The 17,589-nt window shown below is 70.0% G+C and carries 16 protein-coding genes; 9 read left to right on the forward strand and 7 right to left on the reverse strand.

Going from position 1 to position 17,589, the window contains the following annotated elements; genetic code table 11:
- Positions 1–139: 139 nt before the first annotated feature.
- Both DFR74_RS20110 and crcB read left to right on the forward strand, forming a co-directional pair.
- Positions 140–616, forward strand: a complete 477-nt coding sequence (locus DFR74_RS20110; RefSeq protein WP_067506508.1) for a fluoride efflux transporter FluC — start codon at positions 140–142, stop codon at positions 614–616.
- Entirely contained in the window at positions 613–975 is a 363-nt protein-coding gene (gene crcB / locus DFR74_RS20115; RefSeq protein WP_067506504.1) for a fluoride efflux transporter CrcB, read from the forward strand. Before DFR74_RS20110 ends, crcB begins: the two co-directional genes overlap by 4 nt.
- Positions 976–1,449: 474 nt before the next feature.
- On the opposite strand, the gene DFR74_RS20120 is transcribed toward crcB, so the two are convergent.
- Together DFR74_RS20120 and idi are read right to left on the reverse strand one after the other, a co-directional pair.
- Positions 1,450–1,800 carry a hypothetical protein gene (locus tag DFR74_RS20120; RefSeq protein WP_067506501.1) on the reverse strand — a complete coding sequence of 117 codons (351 nt, stop codon included), beginning with the start codon at positions 1,798–1,800 and terminating at the stop codon, positions 1,450–1,452.
- A gap of 317 nt (positions 1,801–2,117) precedes the next feature.
- Positions 2,118–2,681 (reverse strand): isopentenyl-diphosphate Delta-isomerase, encoded by a 564-nt coding sequence (idi, locus tag DFR74_RS20125; protein ID WP_067506498.1) that lies wholly within the window; start codon positions 2,679–2,681, stop codon positions 2,118–2,120.
- Positions 2,682–2,949: 268 nt separating this feature from the next.
- Between idi and DFR74_RS20135 the strand changes: the two genes are divergently transcribed.
- A complete protein-coding gene (locus DFR74_RS20135; protein WP_067506494.1) occupies positions 2,950–5,937 on the forward strand; it encodes an acyl-CoA synthetase in 2,988 nt (995 codons plus the stop codon).
- A 123-nt stretch (positions 5,938–6,060) separates the two neighbouring features.
- Positions 6,061–6,660: a methyltransferase domain-containing protein gene (locus DFR74_RS20140; protein ID WP_067506490.1), complete on the forward strand. Its 600-nt coding sequence runs from the start codon at positions 6,061–6,063 to the stop codon at positions 6,658–6,660.
- Between the two features lie 3 nt (positions 6,661–6,663).
- On the opposite strand, the gene rffA is transcribed toward DFR74_RS20140, so the two are convergent.
- Together rffA and DFR74_RS20150 are read right to left on the reverse strand one after the other, a co-directional pair.
- Positions 6,664–7,803, reverse strand: a complete 1,140-nt coding sequence (gene rffA, locus DFR74_RS20145) for a dTDP-4-amino-4,6-dideoxygalactose transaminase (RefSeq protein ID WP_067506487.1) — start codon at positions 7,801–7,803, stop codon at positions 6,664–6,666.
- Positions 7,793–8,818, reverse strand: coding sequence for a glycosyltransferase (locus DFR74_RS20150; RefSeq protein ID WP_067506484.1), 1,026 nt, complete (start codon positions 8,816–8,818; stop codon positions 7,793–7,795). Before DFR74_RS20150 ends, rffA begins: the two co-directional genes overlap by 11 nt.
- A 247-nt stretch (positions 8,819–9,065) precedes the next feature.
- On the opposite strand from DFR74_RS20150, the gene DFR74_RS20155 reads away from it, so the two are divergent.
- From DFR74_RS20155 to DFR74_RS20165, 3 genes are all read left to right on the forward strand, one after another.
- On the forward strand, positions 9,066–11,321 hold the full coding sequence (locus tag DFR74_RS20155) for a glycosyltransferase family protein (RefSeq protein WP_232331689.1): 2,256 nt from the start codon (positions 9,066–9,068) through the stop codon (positions 11,319–11,321).
- Between the two features lie 79 nt (positions 11,322–11,400).
- Positions 11,401–12,000, forward strand: a complete 600-nt coding sequence (locus DFR74_RS20160; RefSeq protein ID WP_084537446.1) for a GtrA family protein — start codon at positions 11,401–11,403, stop codon at positions 11,998–12,000.
- Between the two features lie 10 nt (positions 12,001–12,010).
- Positions 12,011–12,244: a Trm112 family protein gene (locus DFR74_RS20165; RefSeq protein ID WP_067506478.1), complete on the forward strand. Its 234-nt coding sequence runs from the start codon at positions 12,011–12,013 to the stop codon at positions 12,242–12,244.
- On the opposite strand, the gene DFR74_RS20170 is transcribed toward DFR74_RS20165, so the two are convergent.
- The 3 genes from DFR74_RS20170 to DFR74_RS20180 form a co-directional block, all read right to left on the reverse strand.
- A complete protein-coding gene (locus tag DFR74_RS20170) occupies positions 12,219–12,896 on the reverse strand; it encodes a TetR/AcrR family transcriptional regulator (protein ID WP_067506472.1) in 678 nt (225 codons plus the stop codon). The two genes, DFR74_RS20165 and DFR74_RS20170, sit on opposite strands and share 26 nt — an antisense overlap.
- A gap of 400 nt (positions 12,897–13,296) precedes the next feature.
- Positions 13,297–14,058: an ABC transporter permease gene (locus DFR74_RS20175; protein WP_067506469.1), complete on the reverse strand. Its 762-nt coding sequence runs from the start codon at positions 14,056–14,058 to the stop codon at positions 13,297–13,299.
- Positions 14,055–14,786, reverse strand: coding sequence for an ABC transporter ATP-binding protein (locus DFR74_RS20180; protein WP_067506465.1), 732 nt, complete (start codon positions 14,784–14,786; stop codon positions 14,055–14,057). The genes DFR74_RS20175 and DFR74_RS20180 overlap by 4 nt, the downstream gene beginning before the upstream one ends.
- A 105-nt stretch (positions 14,787–14,891) precedes the next feature.
- Here DFR74_RS20180 and DFR74_RS20185 point away from each other — a divergent pair, with 105 nt between their 5' ends.
- Positions 14,892–15,518, forward strand: coding sequence for a DNA-3-methyladenine glycosylase (locus DFR74_RS20185; protein WP_084537445.1), 627 nt, complete (start codon positions 14,892–14,894; stop codon positions 15,516–15,518).
- Between the two features lie 398 nt (positions 15,519–15,916).
- Entirely contained in the window at positions 15,917–17,209 is a 1,293-nt protein-coding gene (gene tyrS, locus DFR74_RS20190; protein ID WP_067506462.1) for a tyrosine--tRNA ligase, read from the forward strand.
- The last annotated feature ends 380 nt before the right edge of the window (positions 17,210–17,589 follow it).

Below are 17,589 nucleotides of genomic sequence, written 5' to 3' on the forward strand. Positions count from 1 at the left end.
CGCGTGCCGGGCCGGTATGGTGTCGCGTATGCGGCGGTGGGGCTCGCCGCTTCGGACACCGGTCCGGAACAACTGCGGCGCCGTCGCCGCCAACGGTCCCTACACCATGACCTCGCGGTATGTGGAGTAGGAGACGTGTATGACCGGTCCGATCGATCCCGATGTCGACCTTCACGAACCCGCGCAACGGCGGGAACTCCTCCGCACGCACGGCGCGGTGCTCGCCGTGGTGGCGGTGGGCGCTGGGCTCGGCTCGCTGGCGCGGTTCGGGTTGGCGACCTGGTGGCCGACCGGGGTGGGCGGGTTCCCGTGGTCCACGTTCACCGTGAATGTGGTGGGCTGCTTCCTCATCGGCGTGCTGATGATCGTCATCACCGAAGTCCGGATGGCACACCCGCTGGTGCGGCCGTTCCTCGGCGTCGGCGTGCTCGGCGGGTTCACCACGTTCTCGGCCTATGCCGCGGACATTCGCGTGCTGATCGAATCCGGCCACCTTCCGCTGGGGATGCTGTATCTGGCGGCGACCTTGCTGTGCGCGCTCCCCGCCACAGCGAGCGCTGTCGCGCTGACGCGATTCGCCCACCGGCGGGCCCTGCTCCGGAGGAGGGTGGCATGACCGTCCTGGCGGTGTTGCTCGGCGCGATGGTCGGCGCGCCCCTGCGCTACCTCACCGACCGGGCCGTACAAGCGCGGCACAGCGGCCTATTCCCTTGGGGGACAATGGTGGTCAACGTGGTCGGGTGCTTCGTGATGGGCGCCGTCGCCGGTGCCGCGCTCTCCCACACGTGGACGGCGGTGCTGGGCACCGGGTTCTGCGGCGCACTCACCACCTACAGCACCTTCGGCTACGAGACGATCCGCCTCATGGAGGTGCGCGCGTACCGGTACGCCGTGCTGAACGTGAGCGCGTCGGTGGTGGCGGGATTGGGTGCGGTCGCGCTGGGAGCGTACGCGGCGGGTGTGTTGTCCGGGTGACCGCGTCGAGGCGCTGATTGGCCGGGCACGCTGCTCAGCCGGGCACATCACTCGGCGGGGCACACCGCTCGGCTGGGCACACCGGTCATCCGGACACGCCGATCAGCCGAGCGTCCGCACTCCCTCACAGGTCGTCGTGCCGTCCGGCGGGTCGTACCGGATCGCCCGTGCCTGTGGGTTCGGTGGCGGTCCGACCAGGGTTGTGCGGTATGCGGCCTGCGATTCCGGGATCGGGTTCGGGGACAACCGAGGTTCGCCGACTGAGAGCGGCAGTGCCTTTGCGGCTGGATGGGTTACGTGGGCGAAACGGGTTTTCTCAGGATGGCAGCCCGGGGGAGGGGAGTGGCGTGCTCGCAACGACGACGCCCACGGACTCGAAGAGGTGAGTCCGTGGGCGGTGTCGTGTCGAGTGCCTGGCCAACAGAGTCGGCCCGGATCGGCCGGTGCGAACTGTCGCGCCCCAACTGATTCCGGTCAGGCGGCGACCGCTCGGCGGAGGAGGTGCAGGGTGGTGTCGGGCTCGGGCACATCCACCACCAGGCGGGTGAATTCGGTGCCGGAGAGTTCGATGCGGATGCCGGAGCCGTCGAAGCGGGTGTCCCAGAACTCTTTTCGGCCCTTGCCGCGGAAGGTGCCCGCGGCGATCACGCCGGGGAAGAAGGTGCCGGGAGCGCGAACCCACGGCGGGCGCAGATCCACTTCGGCGGGGACGACGGCGGTGATGTCACGCAGGTCGAAGGTGAGTTCGTCGCGCAGCGCCAGCAGTTTGTGTCCACCGCGCACCCGGACCGTCACCGTCGTTCCCGTGACTTCGATATCCACCATGACGCACCTCGCAATCGCCCCCGGATTCCGTACGCCTTCCAGCTTCGGTGGCGCCCCTGGTGAGAGGCTGTGCCGATCCTGTGATTTCCCCAAGCATCGAGAGAGATTCTGATACATAGATATACGCATCAACGCATGTAATATGCCAGCTCTGGGGGTCGACCTGATCAACCAGCTCCGTTCCAAAACAACGCAGACGGCGGAAACGCCGAATCGTCGGCAAGACGACGAGACCAAAGGTGATCGGCCCGCAGGGGAGGGCGACGCTCGAATGATCGCTCGGTGTCGTCGCCCGACCGATCCTCGGCGCGACCGGCCTACTGAACCGCCCGCCCGACCAACGCGATCCGCAACACGTCGCCCAACCACGGCGTGTAGTCCCCGGGAACCGACTCCATCCGCGCCCGCAGCTGATCCGGCGCAACCCAGGCGACCGTCGCCACCTCGGCGGGATCGAGCCTCGGCCGTTCCCCGTTCAGCATCCCGACCAGCACGTGATCCCACTCGTGCTCCACCCGCCCGGTCGCGGGATCGGTCGCCTGGTACCGGAACACGCCCACCTCGGTGAGGGCGGTGGCCAGTCCGAGCTCTTCGTCGAGCCGCACGCCGGCCGCCACGTCGACCGGCTCACCGGGCGCGGGATGCCCGCAGCAGGTGTTGGCCCACAGCAACGGAAATCGCGTCTTCACCGCCGCCCGCTGCTGGAGCAGCACCCGGCCTTCGTCGTCGAACAGCAACACCGAGAACGCGCGATGCAGCAGGCCGGGAGCTCGGTGCGCCTCGGCCACCGGGCACGCGCCGACCGCGCGCCCCGCCGCGTCGACCAGCTCGACGGGCAGAGCCTCGCGATCGGTCAGCGGCGCGGTGAGGGTCTCGGTCACCTCCCCACCATATCGGCGGCCGGGTGCCGCGCACGGTGGCGCGGCGGAGAACACACTCGGTGCGGCGCGGCTACGATGCGGCGACCTTCCTGATCGCGGCTGTGGACCGGCCCCTCCGCGGCGCCCTGAGTGTGAGTTCGGCACCCTTCGAGAGCAGGTATGTGAACGTCATGCACCCGGTGATCGGCAACACCGCAGCATGCATCCCATCACAGCCGTCACATAATTGACAGGCGATGTGGAAAGCTCATCGCAACGCGTCGGGGCAATGTGGTGCGTGTCACAATGCAGGGTAGGGCCAGGAGCGATCGTGAATTTGGGCAAAGACTTGGTGGGGTCGGTACAGCGGTTGATGGCGACCGCCCAGAACGGCCTGGAAGTGATCCGTTTCGGCGGGCTGACCCATGACGTCGAATCGTCGCCCTACGAGGTGGTGGAGCGGCGCCGCATGTATCGGCTGCGCCACTACTTCCCCGACGACGCCACGCCCGGCCGTCCGGTCGCGGTGCTGGTGCCACCGCTGATGGTGAACGCCGACATCTGGGACGTCAACGCCGACGGCGGCGCGGTCGGCATCCTGCACGCGGGCGGGATCGATTGCTGGGTGGTCGATTTCGGCTCCCCGGCCAGCGAGGAGGGCGGCTGGCAGCGCGACCTCGCCGACCACGTGCTCGCGGTGAACAGCGCGCTCGACACCGTGATCGAGGCCACCGGATCCGACGTGCACCTGATGGGCTACTCGCAGGGCGGCATGTTCGCCTACCAGACCACCGCCTATCGCTACGGCAAGGGCGTCGCCAGCATCGTCACCTTCGGCAGCCCCGTCGACATCGTGGCGGGAATGCCGTTCGGCCTGCCCTACGGCCTGGTGTCCGATGTCGCCGACTTCCTCGCCGACCACGTGGTGACCCGCCTGCCGATCACCGACTCGATGGTCCGCGTCGGCTTCCAGATGCTGGACCCGGTGAAGACCGCGAAGTCCCGCATCGACTTCCTGCGCCAGTTGCACGACCGCGAGGCGCTGCTGCCCAAGGAGCGGCAGCGCCGCTTCCTCAACAGCGACGGCTGGGTCGCCTACGCCGGCCCCGCGGCCGCCGATCTGCTCAAGCAGTTCGTGGCGCACAACCGGATGATGCTGGGCGGCTTCGTGATTCGCGACCAGCCGGTCTCGCTGGCGGAATTGAAATGCCCGATCCTGGCGTTCGTCGGCGAGGTCGACGACATCGGCCAGCCCGCCGCCGTGCGCGGCATCGTGCGCGCCGCGCCGAACGCCGAGGTCTACGAGGCGAGCCTGGTGGCGGGCCACTTCGGGCTGGTCGCGGGCAGCATGGCGACGAACCACACCTGGCCGATCGTGCGGCAGTGGGTGGACTGGATGGTCGGCGAGAAGCCGCTGCCGGAGGAGATCGTGCGGATGAGCGAGCATGTGCCCGGCAAACGCCCGCGCACGGCCGCCACCCGCGTGGTGCACACCGCAGCGACGCTCGCCGAGGCGGGCGCGGGCGTCGGCAAGGCGCTGGAAGGCATCGCCAGCAACACCGTGAAGGGGTCGGTGGAACTCGCGGGTGAGGCGGCGCGGGCGCTGCCCCGGTTGGCCCGCCTGGGCATGATCCAGCCGAACACCCGCATCTCGCTGGGCAAGCTGCTGGCCGAACAGTCCAAGCGGGCGCCGCTGCGCGAATGCTTCCTGTTCGACGACCGCGTGCACACCAACGCGGCGGTGAACGTGCGCATCGACAACGTGGTGCGCGGGCTCATCTCGGTGGGAATCCGGCCCGCGACGCGGGTCGGCGTCGTCATGGAGACCCGGCCGAGCGCGCTGGTGACGGTGGCGGCGCTCTCGCGGCTGGGCGCCGTGGGCGTGCTGCTCGCGCCGGGCAGCGAGCTGACCAAGGCGATCGAGCTCACCGGCGCCGAGACCGTCATCACCGATCCGGAGAACCTGCGCCACGCGGCGGCCACCGGCGCGCGGGTGCTGGTGCTCGGCGGCGGTGACGCGCGGGGCCTGGACATGCCGGTCGGCGGCGACGTGATCGACCTCGAGCAGATCGATCCCGCACAGGTGCGGTTGCCCGCGTGGTACCGCCCGAATCCGGGCAAGGCGCGGGAGCTGGCGTTCGTGCTGGTCACCGGCACGGGAGACCGCCTGGAGACCAAGTACATCACCAACCACCGGTGGGCGCTCTCGGCGTTCGGCACCGCCTCGGCGGCCGATCTGGACCGCCGCGACACCGTGTATTGCCTTGCGCCGCTGCACCATTCGTCGGGCCTGCTGGTGAGCCTCGGCGGCGCGGTCGCGGGCGGGAGCCGGATCGCGCTGGCGCGCTCGCTGGACCCGGCGCGGTTCGCCGAGGAGGTGCACCGCTATGGCGTGACCGTGGTGACCTACACCTGGACGATGCTGCGCGACATCCTCGACGCCGAGGTGTTCCCCGCCGGGCACCGCCACCCGATCCGGCTGTTCATCGGCTCCGGCATGCCCGCCGGCCTGTGGCGGCGCACGATGGACCAGTTCGAACCGGCGCGCGTGCTCGAGTTCTACGCCTCGATCGAGGGCGATGTGGTGCTGGCGAACGTGCCCGGCACGAAGGCGGGCAGCAAGGGCAGGCCAGTGCCGGGGACGGCGCGCGTGGAGCTGGTCTCCTACGACCCGATCGCGCGGCGCATCCGCACCGACGACTCCGGGTTCGCGCGCCGCTGCGCCGACAACGAGGTGGGCTTGCTGATCGGCAAGGCCTCCGAGGGCGTCGACATCTCGGCGGGCGGCATGCGCGGGGTGTTCGCCCCCAATGACGCGTGGATGCCGACGGAGAATCTGTTCCGCCGCGACTCCGACGGCGACTACTGGCTGGTGAGCCGCAAGGACACCGTCATCGTGACGCCGCGCGGCGCGGTGTTCACCCAGCCGATCGTGGACGCGCTCAACGACATCACCGCCGTCGATCTCGAGGTCGCCTACGGCCTCACCGTGAACGATCACCAGATCGCGGTCGCGGCGGTGTCGGTGCGCGACGGATTCCGGCTGGAGCCCAACGACGTGACCGAAGGCCTGCGGGCGCTGGACCCCGACCAGCGCCCCGACCTGGTGTACGTGGTGGACGAGATCCCGCGCAGCGCCACCTACCGGCCGTCGACGCGGGCGGTGCAGGCGGCGGGGCGGCCCGGCCCCGGACCGGACACCTGGTGGTACAACCGCGAGACCGACGCCTACGAGGTGCTGACCGACGAGCACGCGCGCACGCTGCTCGGCGCCTGACGCGCCGCGCGCCGGGCCGGATCGTGTTGCCGGTCCGGCGGATTCGCGCGCTGCCGGAACGCGGCCTAGGTTGGACGCGGGCGTCCTCCGCGCCCGGTGTCCGACGAGCCAAGGGTCAGACGGGTGAGCACGAGCCTCGTTTATCGCAACCGCGCCGTGTACGAGCTGTTGATGCGCGGGCTCTACGGCCGGCATTACGCCGACCGGTACGGTGCGATCGCCGCTTTGGTGCCGGGCGGCGCCGAGGTGGTCGACGTATGTTCCGGCCCGGCAACCTTGTACACGCGCTATCTGCGCGCGCGGTCGGTGAACTACACCGGGCTGGATCTCAACGAGCGGTTCGTCGCGAACGTGAACCGTGCGGGCGGGCGCGGGCTGCTGTGGAACGTGCACGAGGATCGGCCGCTGCCCGCCGCCGATGTCGTGGTCATGCAGGCGAGCCTGTATCACTTCCTGCCCGACGCGGCGCCCGTAGTCGATCGGATGCTGGCCGCCGCGCGGGACCGGGTGATCGTCGCCGAACCGGTCCGCAACATGGCCACCAGCCGCAACCGCGTCGTCGCCGCCCTCGGCCGTCGCTTCACCGACGCCGGCGACGGCCCGCAGACCCGTCGCTTCACCGAATCGACCCTGGTCGAGTTCTTCGCGGGCTACGCCGGCCACGTCGTGCGTGACGAACCCATCGCGGGCGGGCGCGAGCGCCTGTACGTGCTCGAGCCCTGACCCCTACACCGTGAACGCGGTGACCGCCTCGACCACCCGGGCGACCTGGTCGTCGCGCAGAGCCGGCCACAGGGGGAGCCGCACGACGGTGGCGGAGAACTCAGCGCTGCGCACGCACGGATACGGCGTGCGGCCCAGTTTCAACCCGGCCGGGCTGGAGTCCAGCGGCACGTAGTGGAACGGCGCCGACACCCCGCGCTCGCGCAGGTGCGCGATGAGGTCGTCGCGGCGGGATTCGGTGGGCGTGCGCAGGTAGAACAGGTGCGCGGTGTGCTCGGCGCCGTCGAGGATCGTCATGAGCCGCACGTCGTTGCGGGCCGCCCAGTCGGCCAGTCCGGCCGCGTAGGCCTCCCACACCCGGTGCCTGCCGGACTGGATGGCGGCGAACTCGGTGAGCTGCGCGTCCAGGACGGCGGCGTTGAGTTCGCTCGGCAGATAGCTCGAACCGATGTCCTGCCAGGAATATTTGTCCACCGCGCCGCGCAGGAAACGGGCGCGGTCGGTGCCCTTCTCCCGGATGATCTCCGCGCGCGCCATCAGGATCTCGTCGGTGAGCAGCAGCGCGCCGCCCTCGCCGCAGTGCACATTCTTCGTGTCGTGGAAGCTGAGCGTGCCCATGGTGCCGAGCGTGCCGAGCGGCCGTCCCCGCCAGCGGCCGCCGAGTCCGTGCGCGTTGTCCTCGATGATCGCGAAGCCGTGCTGGGCCGCGAGCGCGAGCAGCGCGTCCATATCGGCGGCGACACCGCCGTAGTGCATGACCACCACGGCCTTGGTCTTGTCCGTGAGCACCCGCGCGACCGACTCCGAGTCCACATTGCCGGTGTCGAGGTCGATGTCCGCGAACACCACCGTCGCCCCGCGCACCGCCATCGAGATGGCCGCGGAGGTGAACGTGAAGCTCGGGACGATCACCTCGTCGTCGGGGCCGATCTCCAGCAGCAGCCCCGCCATCTCGAGCGCGGCCGTGCACGAGGTGGTGAGCAGCGCGTGCGGCGCCTCGGTGATCGCTTTGAGCTTCGCCGTGGCCGCCGCCGTGAACCGGCCGTCGCCGTGGCTGTGGTCGCTCGCCAGCACGGCCTCGAGGTTGGCGAGTTCGTCGCGCGCGCGATACGGACGACTGAACAGCACACGGTCATCTGTCACGGTTCTCGGTCCCCCCGGCGACGGAAGTGGTCAGATCCTCCTGCGACACCGGGCGTGGGCGCGGCGAATCCACAGTCAGGTACAACGGTTTGCCGACGAGGATGTGCAATGCCACCCCCAGGTATTCCGCGATGAGTCCGAGCGAGAAAAGGATCGCGCCCGAGCACAGCAACAGCACCACGATGATCGAAGCCCAGCCCTCCGGCGCCCAATCGTCGGTGGTGAGTGCCGAGTAGATGACCACACCGGCGATGATCGCGCCGATCGCGGCGAGAGTCACGCCGAGCATGCTGACCAGCCGCAGTCCGCGAGTGCCGGTGCACAGCACCATCTTCCAGAACAGCGAGAACAACCGGCGGTAGTTGTACCCCGACTCCTCGCGGCCCTCGGCCCGCAACTCCACCGGCGCCTGCGCGACCGAGTCCACCACCCAGGTCAGCGCGACATCGAGGTACACGCCGTTCGACGCCACATCGGCGAGCTGACGGCCGATATCGCCGCGGATCAACCGGTAGGACTCGAAGCGGGTCGAATCGGGGAAGGCGAACACGGTGGCCAGCACCACCTTCGCGCCCCGCGAGGTGAGGTTGCGCAGGAAGCCGTGCGGGCGGGTGTTGGTCGGGCGCGAGTACACCAGGTCGGCGCGTTCGGCGAGCGCGGTGTCGAGGAAGGCGGCGAGGAACCGCGGATCGTGCTGACCGTCCTCGTCCATGGTGACGATCCAGTCGGCGCGCGCCGCCGACATGCCCGCGATCGTTGCCGCGTCCTGGCCGAAATTGCGGCTCAGCCACAGCGGGCGGACCACGTCGTACTCGCGCGCCAGCTCCTGCATCACCACATCGGAGCGATCCGGGCCGTGGTCGTGGACCAGGATGATCTCCTCGACCACGAACAGCGCCCCGCCCGGCGTCCGCGCGGGTTCGGTGAACCGCACCAGTTCGGCGACGAGGCCGCGGATCGTGTGCTCTCCCCGGTACACCGGCACCACGACGGAGATGCCGTGCGGGCGGTCCATCCCCGCGACGGACCGATCGGTGCGCGCGACGGACTCCGACCGCGGGGGACGTGCTGGGTGAATCGGCATCAGCTGGATCGACTTTCGAAGATGGTGCTTGCCTGTGCCGTCCGGAGAACGGCGGAACCCGAGAAGGCGTGAACTGTATCACGAACCGTCCAGGCTGCTATCGCTGCCAGCATCCCCACAGCATGCGCGCGTAGGGGTCGAAGTCGAGCGTCTCGGCGGGCGGTAGTGTCTCGCTCTCGTGAGCGACAGTGCAGTGCTCGCCGCGCGCACGCCCGCGCGGCGGGACGTCTACCGGTGGGGTGTCATCACGGCTTTCGGTGTGGTCGCCGGGTATCTCGCCGTGCTCTTGGCGAATCCGCGGCACTACTTCACCGACGACACCGAATCCCAGTACACGGGTCTGTGGGTGGGGCTCGGCCGCGCGCTGCGCGAGGGACGGTTCCCGGCGATGGTGCCCGAGGGGTGGCAGTCGGGCAACAACACCATGGACGACGCGGGCCTGTTCAACCCGCCGCAGCTGCTGATCGACCTGCTCGCGCCGTCGATGGACAACCTCGCGCTCTACGCGACGCTGGTGAAGCTGGTCTTCTCGATCATCGCCGCGCTCGGCGTGTACCGGATCTGCCTGGCCTACGGCGGCCGCCCGGCCTGGGCGGCGGTCGCCGGTGTGGCGTTCCCGCTCTCGGGGTTCTTCCTGTTCTTCGACGAGGCCAGCTGGATGACCGCGCTCACCGGCACCGCCTGGTTCGTGCACGCGTGGGCCTCGGCGCTGGTCTATGTGCGGGGCGGTGCGCGCACCGGGAAGCTTTTCGTGGCGGGCGGCCCGATCCCGGTCTTCGTGTTCCTGTATCTGACGATCTCGACGCAGTACATCTTCCCGGCCGTGGAGGCGGCGCTGATGCTGGTCGCGGTCGCGATCGGCGAGATCATCTACCGTCGCGCGTGGTTGCCGGTGGCGCGGCTGACCGCGGTGGCGGTGTGCGCGGGCCTGGCCGGTCTGCTGACCTTCCTGCCCAGCATCCTGTCGGCGCAGGTCACCTGGCGCGGCACCTCCGATATCGTGAACGACCAGTTCCTCACCGTGCCCTGGTCGGAATCGCTCAACGCGAGCCTGCCGAGCACCATGCCCGCGTTCACCTCCTGGTGGGGGTACGTGCAGCCGATGCCGGTGGTCTATATCGCGTGGTTCCTGATCCCGGCGCTGGCGTTCGTGGACTGGAGCCGGGCGCGCACCGCGTGGCGGGAGCTGAGTTCGGCGGCGGTGTTCACCGCGATCATCCTCATGTGGTCGGCCGGGCCCGGCACGATCGGTCCGCTGCGCTGGCCGGTGCGGTTGCTGCCGATGCTGGCGATCGCGCTGCTGGTGCTGGTGTGCGTGTCGCTCGGGCGTTTCGGCACGTTCGGTGACACGCGGCGGCGCGGCCTCGCGGCCGGGCTGTTGATCCTGGCGTTGCTGGTGCGGTCGATGTCGGCCGATCCGCACGCCAGCGCCTGGCACGTGGTGTCGGCGGTCGCCGTCGCGGCGCTCGGGGCGGGCGTGGTGTGGCTGTGGCGCGAGCGTGGTGTCGCGGCGGCCTGCGCGCTGACCATCGCCGCGATGTTTCCGATCGCGTTTCTCCAGGTACGGGCCGCCCAGCCCACGCCGATGTCGTGGGAGTTGCCCGCGAATCGGGCCGAGGCGAGGGCGAAGTTCCCCGACTTCCCGGGCACCACACTGCAACTCGCCGAGCGCGGGCTCATCCAGAACGACCGCAGTCTCGACGGCGCGTACGGCTCGCTGGTCTTCGGCAACTACGCCGAGAGCCTCGAGCTGAACTACGTCAACGGCTACACACCGACGGGCTACTACTACTTCGGCGAGATGCTGTGCATGCGCTGGGACAGCAGCGTCTGCCCCGACGCCTACCGCCGCGTGTTCGCCCCCGAACCCGCCACCGGCAGGCCGCCGGTCGATCTGATGAACATCGACCGCGTCGTCCTGCACACGGCGTTGTTCCCCGGCGTCCGCGAACAGCCCGCCCCCGAGGGCTGGAAGTGGGTGGACTACCCGGGCCACGAGCGGTTCATCGCGGTGCTCGAACGCGTCGGGGGCCCGGTGTCGATGACGAACGGCCGCATCTCCCACACCGACGATGTCACCGCCACGTCCCTGTCGGAGAGCGACAGCACCAGCCGCGTGCGGGTCACCTCCGAGCGCGGCGGCCAGGTGGTGTTCTCCCGCCTCGGCTGGCCCGGCTACCGCGCGACGTTGAACGGCGCACCCGTGCCGATCACGACCGTCGCCAAAACGTTCGTGGCCGTGGACATCCCGCCCGGCACCGACGCCGAACTCGTCCTGACCTGGCGCCCGCCCGGCTGGAAGATCGGCCTGGCCGCCATGGGCGCGGGCGTCGCGGGGCTCGGCGTGCTCCAGTGGATGTACATCCGGACGCGTCGGCGCGACGACGAGACGCCGCCCGCGCCGGAGCGCGAGTTGGCGAAGGCGGACGCATGACGGACAGGATCGCCGCCGCGTCGTCGGGCCCACGGGACGGATACGTGCGCGGGCCGCGTCTGCCACGGACGTCGGCGTGATGAGCAGTCCGTCCGGCCACGACGAGCCAGGCAGGTCCGGCGTGGAAACCGCCGGTGGTGCGGACGTCCGGCTCCGCACCGGCGACGATGTTCGCGCGGCCGGGACGTCGGCTGCGGCACAAACATTCGCCGCGACGGGAGAATCCGCCACCGAGTCCGCCCAGCCCGGCCCGCTCGTACGCCTGTTCCGCCGCCAGGAGGTGGCGTTCGCGCTGGTCGGCGAGTTCAACACGGTGTTCGGGATGGCGCTGGCGATCCTGTGGCTGACGGTGCTGCCCGAACACTCCTGGACGCCGCTGGTCGCCGTGCCGCTGGCCTACGCGATCGGGGTGACCACCGCGTTCGTGCTGCACCGCACCCTGGTGTTCCGAGTGCGCGGGCACGTGCTGCGCGATTTCGCCGGGTTCGTGGCCGTCAACTCCGGCGGGCTGGTGCTGAACACCGGGCTGCTGTACCTGGCCGTCTCGGTGTTCGGGTGGCCCGCGCGCCCCTCGGCGGTCGTGGTGATGGGTGTGGTGGCGGTGGCGAGTTTCTTCGGGCACCGGCACATCTCGTTCCGCCGTCGCCCGGCCGTCGAAGCCGGGTCCGGCCTCCGGTAGGTTCTCGATCATGCCGGAGGAAACCGCACTGGACGCGACCCTGCTCGACCTGCTGGCCTGCCCGCAGGACAAGGGCCCGCTGCTGCTGGTCCGCGACGACGCGGGCGCCGCGCTGCTCTACAACCCGCGCCTGCGCCGCGCCTACCCGATCGAGAACGGCATCCCGGTGCTGCTCACCGACGAGGCGCGCGACGTCACCGACGCCGAGCACACCGCGTTCACGGCGCAGCACCCGGGGGAGTGACCGGCGGGTCGCCGGGGAGGTTGCCGCTCGGAGTGACCGCCGCCTCGCCGGTGATGTCGCCGGTCAGGTAGCGCTGCAGCGTCGGCCCGACGGCCGCGGCCAGCTCGGGTAACGGCATCGACGCCACCGGCTCGATGCCCATGATCTTGCGCGCCACCAGGATTCCCATCATCTGCGAGGCCGCCAGCGCGACGCGGGCGCGTCCGTCGTCGTCGGGGGTCGCGATCCGCTTGCGCACCCGTTCCAGGATCACTTCCAGGACGAACGTGCGCCCCAGCGCGAGTTCGTCACCGGTCAGGATGCTGCGCACCAGCGCGACCACGCCGGGACCCAGGGGAGAATCCCACACGCCGACAATGGAACTCACGATCGTATCGCCGAGCCGGTCGATCGGCACGTCGTCGATGATCCGCAGCGTCGCCTCGGGATCGAACGGCAGCTCCACCACCGCCGTGAACAGCTGCTGCTTGGTGCCGAAATAGTGGTGCACCAGCGCTGGGTCCACGCCCGCGTCCGCGGCGATCGCGCGGATCGAGGTCTTGTCGAAACCCGTCTCCGAGAACCGTTCCCGCGCCGCCGCGAGAATCGACTCGCGCGCGTCGGACCGGCCGGGCCGCCGCCCCGACCGCCCTTTCCGCTCCGCCGCGCTCACACCCGGACCCTACCGCTGATTTCCGGCCTCGCCCCGCGCGGCGCCGGCCCCGAGCCGACCGTCCTGATCGGGGGCGCGTCCCTCGGACGCGATCGCGGATGTCACCCGCGCCGCTGATCGAGGCGGGCGCCGGCCCGCGCGACGCACGTGATTTCCTCGCCGCCTCTTCATGGCCGTCATCCGCCACCATCGGACGCCGATCTCACCGACGGTCCGTTGCGGTGCACGGTGCGCAGCGCCGACATGCGACACGTAGGGGCGCAGGTGTCCGCGTTTCTGCCCGTCACCGTACGGGCGAGCGGGGCACCGGCGCGGGGGCCGCACATCGAGTTCCACCTGCTGTGCGGCTCGCGCGCGGCTGGGGTGCGGTCCGGCGAAACTCGCACTTGCCCAACTCTTTTCATGCGGTTCTCCGACGCAGAGTTGCCGCTCCCAGCACCAGCGCGACCACCGCGAACGCCGCGACGATCGCGATATCGCGCCACATCCGCCCGGTCGGCTCACTGTTCACCGACACCTCGTGCAGCGCGTCGACCGCGTAGCTGAGCGGCATCACATCGCTCACCGGCTGCAACCAACCCGGCAGCTCGTCGCGGGGAACGAGCAAGCCGCACAGGAAGATCTGCGGCGCGACCACCAGCGGCATGAACTGCACCGCCTGGAATTCGGTGCGCGCGAACGCGCTCGCCAGCAGGCCGAGCGCGACACCGCAGATGGCGTCGACCACCGCGATGAGCACCACCCACACCGGGCTGCCCGCCGCCTCGAGCCCCAGCAGTCCGAACGACACCAGACAGGCCACGATCGCCTGCGCCGCCGCGGCCAGCGAGAACGCCGTGCCGTACCCGCCGAGCAGATCCAGCTTGGACAGCGGGGTGGTGAGCAGCCGCTCCAACGTGCCCGAGGTACGTTCGCGCTGCATGGCGATCGCCGTGATGAGGAACATGACGATGAACGGCAGGATGCCGAGCATGCTGATGCCCACCCGGTCGAACAGGCTCAGCGGGGCGTGCGGGTAGTCCGGCGCCTCCGAGTAGATGAAATACAACAGCACCATGAGCAGGGCCGGGACCACGAGAATCATGGCGACGGTGCGATGGTCGTTGCGCAGCTGGCGCAGGATGCGTCCGGTGGTGGCCGTGTAGGGCCGCAGCGTCGTCATGCCGCCTCTCCCATCGTGATCAAGGTGAGGAACGCGCGTTCCAAGTTGTCCTCGCCGGTGCGCGCCCGCAGTTCGGCGGGGCTGAGCTGGGCGAGCAGGCGGCCCTCACGCATCAGCAGCAGCCGGTCGCAGTGCTCGGCCTCGTCCATGACGTGGCTCGAGACCAGCAGTGTGGTGCCGCCCGCGGCGAGCTCGCGGAACTGCTTCCACAGGTCGACCCGCAGCACCGGGTCCAGCCCGACGGTCGGCTCGTCCAGGATGAGCACCTCGGGCTCGGCGACCAGCGCGCACGCCAGCGACACCCGCGTCTTCTGCCCGCCGGACAGCGCGTCGCCGCGATTGCCCGCGTGCTCCCGGAGCCCGACCGCGTCGATGGCGCGGTCGGTGGCGGACCGGTCACGCCCGTAGAGCGCGGCGTAGTAGGCGACGTTCTCGCGCACGCTGATGTCGGAGTAGATGCTCGGCGACTGCGTGACGTAGCCGATCCGCCTGCGCAGCGCGGCCGCGCCCGCGGGCAGACCGAGCGCGACGACCTCGCCGGACGCCACGATCTGGGTCCCCACGACGGCCCGCATGAACGTGGTCTTCCCGCATCCGGACGGCCCGAGCAGTCCGGTGATCGAACCGCGCGGGATGGTCAGCGAGATATCGGTGAGTACTTCGCGTCTCCCGCGCCGGACCGTCAGGTTCCGGACCTCGACCGCCGGGGAATCCCCTGGTAGCGACATGGCCGCCTCAATTCATCGAGTGTTGAATTCACTGTGTGATGAATTTAGCGCGTGCGGCCGCGCGGGACAAGGGCGCCGCCCGTGTCCGGAACCCGCTCGGGAAGAATGTCCACCGTGTCGGTCGAGGAACTCGTGGTGGAACCACCCGCCGCCGCGCGCCGCCTGCTCGGGTCGGTCTTGCGCGCGGGACCCGTAGCGCTGCGGATCGTGGAGGTCGAGGCGTACGGCGGTGATCCGGCGGGACCGTGGCCCGATCCGGCGTCGCACTCCGGGCGCGGTCGCACCAAACGCAACGCCGTGATGTTCGGCCCGGCCGGATTCCTCTACGTGTATCTCAGCTACGGAATGCACACCTGCCTGAACGTCACCAGCGGTCCCGACGGCACCGCGAGCGCGGTGCTGCTGCGCGCGGGGGAGGTGGTGGAAGGTCTCGACGTGGTGCGCGCCCGCCGTCCGGCTGCCCGCTCCGACGCCGACTTGGCAAGGGGACCAGGCAATCTCGGCACCGCCATGGGCATCACACTCGACGACTACGGCACCCCGCTGTTCGATCCGCACGCACCCATCCGCCTGGAGCTCAACGGTGCCCTCGACCCGGCGCTCGTCGCGAGCGGCCCCCGGGTCGGCGTCAGCACGGCGGCCGACCGGCCCTGGCGATTCTGGTTGCCGGCCTCGCCGGCGGTGTCGGCCTACCGTCGCAGCCCGCGCGCGCCGAGCGCGGCCGCGTCGTAGCCGGTCGCGTTCGCTCGCTCGGCCGCTGCTCAGCGGTTCCTTTCGGGGTATCGCCCGCGCTCATGTGCGCCCAGCGCGGCCCTGTGGTCCTAGCCGGTCGCGTTCGAGTCCGCGTGCTCGGCCGCTGCGCGCTGCCCCATTCGGTCGAGCGCACGCGGTGCGCGCGCTTGCCCGACCATGTCGTAGGCCGGCCGCTGTCCAGCCCGCTCACCCGGCTGTCATTCAGGTGTTCTGTCTGGTGACCCGCGTGATCCCCCGGCCTCGAGTTCCACCTTTCATGCCCGTGGTGAATCTCAGGCCGCGGGGGAGGGCCGACTCGCCGGTATCCGACTGCCGATCACCCCGCGGCGGGTGGCCTGCGAAAAAGGGTTTGGCGGGATGCGGAAAGATGGACCGACGTGAGCGGCGACATCATCGATGAACTGACCTGGCGCGGACTCATCGCGCAGTCCACCGACCTCGACGCCCTGCGGGCGGCGGCGGCCGAGGGACCGCTGACCCTGTACGCGGGCTTCGACCCCACTGCGGCCAGTCTGCACGCCGGGCACCTCGTGCCGCTGCTCGCGCTCAAGCGCTTCCAGCGCGCGGGGCACCGGCCCATCGTCCTGGCGGGCGGCGCCACCGGACTCATCGGTGACCCCCGCGACGTGGGCGAACGCACCATGAACTCCACCGACACGGTCGCCGAATGGGCGGGCCGCATCCGTTCGCAGCTGGAGCGCTTCGTCGACATCGACGATTCGCCCACCGGCGCGGTGATCGTGAACAACATGGACTGGACGGGTCCGCTCGGCGTGGTCGACTTCCTGCGCGACATCGGCAAGCACTTCTCGGTGAACGTGATGCTGGCCCGCGACACGGTGAAGCGGCGGCTGGACGGCGACGGCATCTCCTACACCGAGTTCAGCTACATGCTGTTGCAGGCCAACGACTACCTGCAGCTGCGCCGCGAGTACGGCTGCCGGCTGCAGGTCGGCGGCTCCGATCAGTGGGGCAACATCATCGCCGGCGTCGAACTGAACCGGCGGGTCGACGGTGAATCCGTGCACGCGCTCACGGTGCCGCTGGTGACCTCCGCCGACGGCAAGAAGTTCGGCAAGTCCACCGGCGGCGGCAGCCTCTGGCTCGATCCCGAGCTCACCAGTCCCTACGCCTGGTACCAGTACTTCGTGAACACCGCCGACGCCGACGTGGTGCGCTACCTGCGGTGGTTCACCTTCCTGGACCGCGAGGAACTCGACGAACTCGAGCGCGCCACCGCCGAACGCCCGCACGCGCGGGAAGCGCAGCGCAAGCTCGCGGCCGAGATGACCACCTTGGTCCACGGCGAAGCGAACACCCACGCGGTGCAGCTCGCCAGCCAGGCGCTGTTCGGGCGCGGCGAACTCCGCGACCTGGACGAAGCCACCCTCGGCGCGGCCCTGCGCGAAGCCGCCGTGGACGGCAAGGTCGCCGAGGTCGGGCCGGGCTCGCCGGCCACGATCGTGGACCTGCTCGTGGAGACGGGCCTGTGCGAGAGCCGCGGCGCGGCCCGCCGCACGGTGAACGAGGGCGGGGCGTCGGTGAACAACCAGAAGGTTTCCGACCTCGAATGGACCCCCGGCGACGGCGACTACCTGCACGGACAGTGGCTGGTGGTGCGGCGCGGCAAGCGCAATATCGCGGGCGTGCTGCGGTCCGGGAGAAGTTGATCTTGGTGTCTTGGGTCACATTCGTGTGGCCCAAGCCCGTTTCTGGCCCCGGCCCAAGCCTCTGACCTGCGGAATCACATGCGTGTAGTGCGGATTTGACGTCGCGTTCCCCGCCGCGTAACTTATTCAACGTCAGAGCGACACGGACACCGACCCGGAGCCGAGACGCCGAGCCGAGAGGCTGGGCGGGGTAGCGGGAAACGAGGTAGGACGGGGAGCGCCTGATCGTCAGCGGGATCACACGACCGAGCGGCTTGACTTCGCCAGGGGCTGTGGTTAGGCTGGAAAAGTTGCCTCTCTGAAGTGCCGGGTGATTCTGGTGTGGATGGGTGTGCGTGTGTTCTTTGAGAACTCAATAGTGTGTCGATGAATGTCAGTGC

It is taken from the genome of Nocardia puris, assembly GCF_003315035.1.
GTDB classification, from domain to species: Bacteria; Actinomycetota; Actinomycetes; order Mycobacteriales; family Mycobacteriaceae; genus Nocardia; species Nocardia puris.

Bases quoted from the DNA above. Each gene is read 5' to 3' on its own strand.
- DFR74_RS20135 (WP_067506494.1), top strand. From the start codon at position 2,950: ATGTGGTGCGTGTCACAATGCAGGGTAGGGCCAGGAGCGATCGTGAAT.
- DFR74_RS20175 (WP_067506469.1), bottom strand. From the start codon at position 14,058: ATGACGACGCTGCGGCCCTACACGGCCACCACCGGACGCATCCTGCGC.
- DFR74_RS20120 (WP_067506501.1), bottom strand. From the start codon at position 1,800: ATGGTGGATATCGAAGTCACGGGAACGACGGTGACGGTCCGGGTGCGC.
- DFR74_RS20150 (WP_067506484.1), bottom strand. From the start codon at position 8,818: ATGGACCGCCCGCACGGCATCTCCGTCGTGGTGCCGGTGTACCGGGGA.
- DFR74_RS20180 (WP_067506465.1), bottom strand. From the start codon at position 14,786: ATGTCGCTACCAGGGGATTCCCCGGCGGTCGAGGTCCGGAACCTGACG.
- DFR74_RS20110 (WP_067506508.1), top strand. From the start codon at position 140: ATGACCGGTCCGATCGATCCCGATGTCGACCTTCACGAACCCGCGCAA.
- crcB (WP_067506504.1), top strand. From the start codon at position 613: ATGACCGTCCTGGCGGTGTTGCTCGGCGCGATGGTCGGCGCGCCCCTG.
- DFR74_RS20185 (WP_084537445.1), top strand. From the start codon at position 14,892: ATGTCCACCGTGTCGGTCGAGGAACTCGTGGTGGAACCACCCGCCGCC.
- DFR74_RS20160 (WP_084537446.1), top strand. From the start codon at position 11,401: ATGAGCAGTCCGTCCGGCCACGACGAGCCAGGCAGGTCCGGCGTGGAA.
- DFR74_RS20165 (WP_067506478.1), top strand. From the start codon at position 12,011: ATGCCGGAGGAAACCGCACTGGACGCGACCCTGCTCGACCTGCTGGCC.